The sequence below is a fragment of the Pseudomonas sp. KSR10 genome, from assembly GCF_022355455.1.
Taxonomy (GTDB): domain Bacteria; phylum Pseudomonadota; class Gammaproteobacteria; order Pseudomonadales; family Pseudomonadaceae; genus Stutzerimonas; species Stutzerimonas stutzeri_E.
In genome coordinates, this window is the sequence record NZ_JAKOEN010000015.1 from 231,087 (window position 1) to 238,214 (window position 7,128).

Annotated in this window: 8 protein-coding genes; 6 read left to right on the plus strand and 2 right to left on the minus strand. The window is 62.2% G+C overall.

From position 1 onward, the window contains the following. Positions 1-115 precede the first annotated feature (115 nt). The 3 genes from MCB86_RS06840 (at position 116) to fhuF (ending at position 3,311) form a co-directional block, all read left to right on the plus strand. A complete protein-coding gene (locus tag MCB86_RS06840; RefSeq protein ID WP_239610407.1) occupies positions 116-1,441 on the plus strand; it encodes a SidA/IucD/PvdA family monooxygenase in 1,326 nt (441 codons plus the stop codon). 105 nt (positions 1,442-1,546) lie between these two features. Then, entirely contained in the window at positions 1,547-2,527 is a 981-nt protein-coding gene (locus MCB86_RS06845) for a GNAT family N-acetyltransferase (RefSeq protein ID WP_045162177.1), read from the plus strand. Between the two features lie 31 nt (positions 2,528-2,558). Beyond that, entirely contained in the window at positions 2,559-3,311 is a 753-nt protein-coding gene (gene fhuF / locus MCB86_RS06850) for a siderophore-iron reductase FhuF (protein WP_239610408.1), read from the plus strand. A 48-nt stretch (positions 3,312-3,359) separates the two neighbouring features. Here fhuF and MCB86_RS06855 read toward each other — a convergent pair whose 3' ends face one another. Next, complete coding sequence (locus tag MCB86_RS06855; protein WP_239610409.1) at positions 3,360-4,127, minus strand: ATP-binding cassette domain-containing protein; 768 nt, start codon at positions 4,125-4,127, stop codon at positions 3,360-3,362. Positions 4,128-4,265: 138 nt separating this feature from the next. Beyond that, positions 4,266-4,802, minus strand: coding sequence for an RNA polymerase factor sigma-70 (locus MCB86_RS06860; protein ID WP_275589442.1), 537 nt, complete (start codon positions 4,800-4,802; stop codon positions 4,266-4,268). Positions 4,803-5,150: 348 nt separating this feature from the next. Here MCB86_RS06860 and MCB86_RS06865 point away from each other — a divergent pair, with 348 nt between their 5' ends. The 3 genes from MCB86_RS06865 to MCB86_RS06875 are packed head-to-tail and all read left to right on the plus strand — an operon-like array spanning position 5,151 to position 7,094. After that, the gene (locus MCB86_RS06865; protein WP_045162181.1) at positions 5,151-5,369 is read left to right on the plus strand and encodes an MbtH family NRPS accessory protein; all 219 of its coding nucleotides are present in this window, start codon (positions 5,151-5,153) and stop codon (positions 5,367-5,369) included. Positions 5,370-5,372: 3 nt separating this feature from the next. Beyond that, positions 5,373-6,104, plus strand: coding sequence for an alpha/beta fold hydrolase (locus MCB86_RS06870; RefSeq protein WP_045162182.1), 732 nt, complete (start codon positions 5,373-5,375; stop codon positions 6,102-6,104). Between the two features lie 12 nt (positions 6,105-6,116). Then, positions 6,117-7,094: a TauD/TfdA family dioxygenase gene (locus MCB86_RS06875; RefSeq protein WP_239610410.1), complete on the plus strand. Its 978-nt coding sequence runs from the start codon at positions 6,117-6,119 to the stop codon at positions 7,092-7,094. Positions 7,095-7,128 lie beyond the last annotated feature (34 nt).

Sequence of the window (7,128 nt, forward strand, 5' to 3'; positions counted from 1 at the left end):
CCTCGTCTTTTCTTCAAAGCCGCTTTCACCCCGTCGACATCACGGCGGAGGCGCGCTTCCGGTGGTCGCCGCGTACGCGTCGGCCCGTGGTAAACGGCTAGAGGACACAGGCACCATGACTCAATTGATCGCTCCAACGTATGACGTGCTGGGCATCGGCTTCGGCCCTTCCAACCTGGCGCTGGCCATCGCCCTGCAGGAGCAGACCCAGCGCCAGAAGCGCGATTGCCACATGTTGTTTCTTGACAGGCAGCAGGACTATCGCTGGCATGGCAATACGCTGGTGGCGCAAAGCGAATTGCAGATTTCCTTTCTCAAGGACTTGGTGACCCTGCGCAATCCCACCAGCCCCTACAGCTTCGTCAACTACCTGCACGAGCAGGGCAGGCTGATCGATTTCATCAACCTTGGCACCTTTTATCCATGCCGTCTGGAGTACAACGACTACTTGCGCTGGGTGGGGCGCCAGTTCGCCGACCAGTGCGCCTATGGCGAGACGGTGACACGTGTCGAGCCGGTCTCCGGCGCTCAGGGCATCGATCGGCTCAAGGTGATGTCCACCGATACTCAGGGGCGTGAGCATTTTCGTCTGGCGCGCTCCATCGTCCTTAGTACCGGCGGCACGCCGCGTATCCCCGAAGCCTTTGTCCACCTGCGCAACGATGCCCGCGTCTTTCATCACGCCCGTTATCTGGAGTGCATGGCGCAGCAACGCTGCACGCGCCATGAGCCGATGCGCATCGCGGTGGTCGGTGGCGGTCAGAGCGCGGCCGAGGCGTTCATCGATCTGAACGACAGCTTCCCGTCCGTGCAGGTGGATATGATTCTTCGCGCCGCGGTCCTGAAACCGGCTGACGACAGTCCCTTCGTCAACGAGATATTCGCGCCGAACTACACCGATCTGGTATTCAACGAGCCGGAAAGCGAACGCGAGAAGCTGATTCAGGAGTATCACAACACCAACTATTCGGTCGTCGATCTGGATTTGATCGAGCGCATCTACGGCATCTTCTATCGCCAGAAAGTCGCCAATGACGCACGCCATGGCTTCCTATGCCGCCGCTCGGTGGAAGCGGCCCGCGCCGATGCTAACGGCGTCGAGCTGACCCTCTGCGACAGCGCCACCGGTATGGTGGAGAACCGTCGCTACGATGCGGTGATTCTTGCCACCGGTTACGAGCGCACCTCACATCGCGAACTGCTCGCGCCGCTGCAGGAGTATCTGGGCGACTTCAGCGTCGGGCGCGACTACCGGATGCGTGCCGACGCACGCTTGCGGGCCGGGATCTATCTGCAAGGGTTCAGTCAGGACAGCCACGGTCTCAGCGATACTCTGCTGTCGGTATTACCGATGCGCGCCGAGGAAATCGCCGTTTCGCTGTTCGACAGTCTTCCGGCGGTCGCGACGGTACCGCATGCCCGAGCCGCGGAAAGCGCCTGAGGATTGCTCGGCGCGTCTGCTATTCGAGTCGTTCGGTGACGACTGTCATCGAGCGACTAATTTTTTCAGGCGCTCGTTCGTCTTGAGTTTTTCGAGGTAATACACATGACCAGTTGCTCCATTCCCTTGCCTGATGGCCGACGGTTGCTCGTCGATGGCGGCGAACACGCGCTCAGCCTGCTGGTCGACGATCAAACGCTGGGTCGAGCCGAGCGTCAGAACGATTCCTGGCGATTATCGGCTATCAATATGCCGCCGGCGGTCTGGGCGCTGGCCTACCAGGCGTTCGCCAGCGATCCGCTGTGCCAACGACTGGTGCTGAGAATGGATGAGTGTCCGGCGGAACTGCTGCACAGCGGCCTGCTCAACCGGGACTCGAGCGGTACCTGGCAAGTGGAGCGGGCGACGTTCTGGCAGTTACCGGCACCCTGGCGCCTCGGTCCGGCCAGCGAAGGCTATCCGCAACGCTTGCGCATAACCGACGGCAAGCGTCATCCGCTGCGTCCGCCAAAGCCTGGCGGTGAACTGTACCGGCGTTTCGATGTACGTCTAGGCAGTTGGATTTCGTTTCGTGCGCTGGATATCGACACCGACCTGGAACGCTTTAGCCGCTGGCAGAACCAGCCACGCGTCGCGGCGTTCTGGCAGGAGGAAGGTAGCCTCGAGCAGCATCGGCAGTACCTGGAAAAGGTCGCGGCCGATCCCCATACGCTGGCCCTTATAGGCTGCTTCGACGGCCAGCCGTTCGGCTACTTCGAGGCCTACTGGGCCAAGGAGGACCGCATCGCGCCGTTCTACTCGGCCGACGACTACGACCGGGGCATTCATATGCTGGTGGGGGAAGACGCGCACCGTGGCCCGCACAAGGTTGAAAGCTGGCTGCCGTCTCTGATTCATTACCTGCTGCTGGATGATCCGCGTACCCAACGCATCGTTGCTGAGCCGCGGGCCGACAACGCCCGGATGATCGAGCACATGCAGCGTCTGGGTTTCTGGCAGGAGAAAGAGTTCGATTTTCCGCACAAGCGCGCCGCGCTGATGGTGCAGAGTCGTGAACGCTTCTTCGAGCGATGCCGCTTGTGCTGAGTCGCACGCTCTGCGTTTACCGGGAGCGGCAATGATCGCCGCGCTCGCGCCCCTGTATATCGGCGAGTTCGCCAGCTACCGCGACGTCCTGACGACCCGGGACGACGCGCGCGCGTCGATACCCGCGCCCCTGTTGCTGCAACCGGCTCGGCTCGATGCGATCTTCCAGCGTTTCGACCCGCTGCATACCGGGCAAGACCGTCGTGCGCTGGCCTCGCAGTGGTCCAAATACTACTTGGTTCGCTTGATTCCGCCGGTTGTGGCCGCCGCCCTGGTGCTCGGTTGGCGTCTGCCGTTGGCTTTCGATGACGTCGAGGTGGTGCTGGACGAACAAGGTCTGCCGCACGCGTTCAAACTGCCCGCTGAGGGCGGTCCTTTCAGCACGCCGCCAAACGATCCGTTCCAGCGTTTCGGCGAGCTGATCGACGCGAATCTGCAGCCCTTCATCCAGGGGTTGGCATCGGAGGTGCGTCTGTCGCCCAAGGTGCTGTGGAGCAGCGCGGGCAATTATCTGGAGTGGTTTATTGGTGAGATGGCCAAGGCGCTACCGGGGGCGGTGCTGACCCATGGTCATGAGCTGCTGTCGAGCGAGCACCGCCCCGATGGCCGCCGCAATCCGCTGTTCCGGCCTGTTCGTTACGTGGAGGTCAGCCCGGCGTTGCGCCCGGATGGTCTCTGGCGTCAACGTCGGGTCTGTTGCATTCGGTATCGGCTGGAACATTTCGAGCATTGTGACAACTGTCCACTACTGGACCAGCCGCCAGCCTATGTGAGCGATCTGTAGCCACTCAGCGCTGGCGGGGCAGGGCGCAGTCTGGTGGCGGGCCGCTGCTCAATGCACGTAGCAGATCGGCGAGCCGTCCGCTGGATTGGCCAGCACACCCATGGAAATGCCGTAGATGCGCTCCAGGGTTTCGCCGTGCATGAGCTTGGTCGGGCTCCCTTGGGCCAGCAGTCGACCGCCGTGCAACGCCAGCAGGTCGTCGCAGTAGCGCGCAGCCATATTGATATCGTGCAACACCACCAGCACGCCGAGACCGAGCTGGCGGCTGAGATCCTGAACGCGCGACAGGACTTCCACCTGGTGGGCGATATCCAGCGCTGAAGTGGGCTCGTCCAGTAGCAGATAGCGGGTGTTCTGGGCCAGCAACATGGCCAGCCAGACACGTTGACGCTCGCCACCGGACAATTGATCCACCAGGCGCTCGGCGAAGGCGCTGGTGTCGGTCAGTTCGAGCGCACGTTCCACTTGGGCGCGATCTTCGCTGGTGAAGCGTCCGAGCGCGCCATGCCAGGGGTAGCGACCGAAACCCACCAGTTCCCGAACGGTCAGCCCATCGGTTTGTGGCAGCTGCTGCGGCAGGTAAGCGACCTGTTGGGCGAACTCGCGCTGGCTCCAGTCCGATAGGGCCTTGCCGTCGAGACGGATATGTCCGCTGCTGGGCAATTGCTGTCGGGCCAGCAGCTTGATCAGCGTGGACTTGCCGGAGCCGTTGTGACCGATCAGACCGACCATGCGTCCGGAGGGGATGCCTAGGCTCAGAGGGTGCAAGAGGGTGCGTTCAGGAATACTGAAGCTGACGCTTTCCAGTTCGAACATGGGTCCATCCACCGGATATTTTCGGGAAGCCGGATAGCCTAATTCAAATGCTAATGGTTATCAATTTTGGCGAAAGCTGCCTACATCGTTTTCCCGTGCTCCGTGAGTACCGTCTAGGGCCCATCCGCTTGGCGATGCTCAGGATTCCTTTCGCTCCATCTTCTTGAGGGCATGCCGGCAATGGATCAGCGTGTCGCGCACCATGAAGTTCACCAGCGTTGGCGAGACCCCCAGCTCAGCAGCGATCGCGCTCTGCGTTTTGCCCTGCAATCGGTACATCTCGAAGGCGTACCGGGTGCGTTCCGGTAGTTGTGCGAGGGCGTCGGAGAGTGCTTCCAGTGTCTGCCGGCTTTCGTGAAGGCCTTCCGGCGATGCCCCTGAGGCGCAGATATAGAGACCTTCTTCCTCACTGCCGCAATAGCGCTTTTCCAGGGCCTGACGTCGATAGCGGTCAATGGCCAGGTTGCGTACTACGCGCAGCAGGTAACTGATCTGGGAGTGGGGGCTGGGAACCGCGGCCGCACCGCGCAGCTTCAAATAGGCATCATGCACCACGTCTTCGGCGTGGCTGCGACACCCGAGAATGCGCGCCGCCGCGTTGATGAAGGTCTGCCTGTTCGTGACGAACATGTCATTCAGGGCCGGATGCTGCTCTGCTGAAATTGTTTTTGGCATGTGAAATTTCCTGTACGACGCGAAGGCGGACGTCCATATCGGTTGGACTTGTCCTGGGCAGTTGAGCGAACCGCCCGCTCAGCCTGGCCCACCTGTACTGGCTTGAAGGCGAGCAATCTAGTCCAAATGATAATACTTATCAATTCAGATCTTAGTTGCTTTCTGCTGAATGGCAGCGTTCGTCGGACTCTCGCTCGTGCTGCATGTTCCATTGTGTTGAGAATAAATCTCATACGCGAAGGCTAACTATTCCGCTCGCTCCTTCGTCTTCATCGGAAAGCGGCCAACAGGTGCTCTGCCACCGTGCCGCCCGATCAACCGCCCCGTACGGGGAGAAGGAGAGTACAGATGGCATTCGATCGCGAAGACGCGTTGTTCAAGGTTCTGGTCAACCACGAAGCGCAGTATTCCCTCTGGCCGGACTACAAGGCGGCGCCGGCCGGCTGGCAAGAGACCGGTCAACGCGGTAGCAAGGCTGAGTGCCTGGCCTACGTCGAGCGTGAGTGGACCGACATGCGGCCGCTGAGCCTGCGCCAGGCCATGGATGCACAAGCGGCGGGGCAGTAAACGATGGCCGCTCGCTTGCGTCTGTTCTGCCTGCCGTATTCCGGGGCCAGCGCAATGGTCTATGCACGTTGGCGCCGCTCTCTGCCTGAGTGGATCGAGGTGGTTCCGCTGGAGCTGCCCGGCCGTGGCCGGCGTTTCAACGAGCCGCTGCAGACCGACCTGCTCGGCCTGGCCGACCAACTTGCTGCTGAACTGGAAGAGCGCCTGGACCTGCCCTATGGGCTGTTTGGCCATAGCCTTGGTGGCCTGCTTGTTTTCGAATTGGCGCACGCAATCCGCCAACGCGGCCTTCCTGCGCCGCGAGCGCTGTTCGTATCGGCTGCGCCCGCGCCATCGCGCCGCGAAAACCATCTCGAGCTGGCGGTGGAGCAGAGCGATGCTCAGCTGCTGCAGCGTTTACACCGTCTTGGAGGTACTCCCGAGGCGGTGTTCGCTGACGAGGAGATGCTGCGTCTGACCCTGCCGGTGCTGCGCGCCGACTTCCTGCTATGCGGCCGTTACCGCTATTACCGCCGTGCACTGCTTGCTTGCCCGATCCATGTATTCGGTGGCAAGGCCGATCGGGTCTCGGTGGACGCGCTGGCTGCCTGGCAGGACGAAACCGCCGAAGGCTTCTCGCTGGAGATGCTCGAGGGGGATCACTTCTTCATCAATGCCTGCGAGGCGCGCCTGCTCGAGCTGATGCTCGGCAAGCTGCGCCAGGGCGGGCGTGATATCCAGGCCATCTGGGCCTGAACGGAGAGCTCGATGGAACTGTTTTCCATTCAACCTCTGGCTGAAGCACGTGGCGGGCTGCCGCTGCTGGTGCAGGCCGAGGACGAAGTCGACCTGTTAGAGGCCCAGGCTGAACTGCGCGGGCTGATCGATGAGCACCTCGAACGCTGCGGCGGGGTGCTGCTGCGCGGTTTTCGTGTTGGCGAGGCGGAGCGCTTCCGCGCATTCGCCGCTGGCTTCGGCGATCCGCTGCTCAATTACGAATTCGGCTCGACGCCGCGCAGCAACGTTACCGCCGGCGTCTATACGTCCACCGAATACCCGCCGCACCAGCACATTCCGCTGCACAACGAGCAGGCCTATACCCGCGAATGGCCGATGCGCATTTGGTTCTATTGCGTGCAGGCCGCGCAGAGCGGTGGCGAGACGCCCATCGCCGACAGCCGGGTGATCTACCGCCAGGTCGGCGAGGCGATCCGCCAGCGCTTCGCCGAGCGCGGGTTGATGTACGTGCGCAACTTCGGCAATGGCCTTGATGTGGCCTGGGAACAGGTATTCAACAGCGACGACCGCGCCGTGGTCGAGGCCTATTGCCGCGCCCATCGCATCGAGTGCGAGTGGAAGGACGACGGCGAGCTGCGTACCCGCCAACGCTGTCAGGCGGTGGCCCGCCATCCGCGCACCGGTGAGTGGGTGTGGTTCAACCAGGCGCACCTGTTTCATGTCTCCAACCTGCCGGAGGAGGTGCGCGAGAGTCTGCTGGAGATCGTCGACGAGGAAGACCTGCCGCGCAACGTCTACTACGGCGACGGCAGCCCCATCGAGGAATCCCTGCTCGACGACATCCGCGGTGTGCTGGCCGAGGCCACGGTGAGCTTTCCCTGGTACAGCGGCGACGTGCTGATGCTCGACAACATGCTCACCGCCCATGCCCGTGCGCCGTTCAGCGGCCCGCGCAAGGTCATCGTCGCCATGGCGCAAGGCCACGGTCTTGACCATCCCAAGGCCTGAGGGCTGCGATTTTCCAATTCCTCGGCGGGTGCCA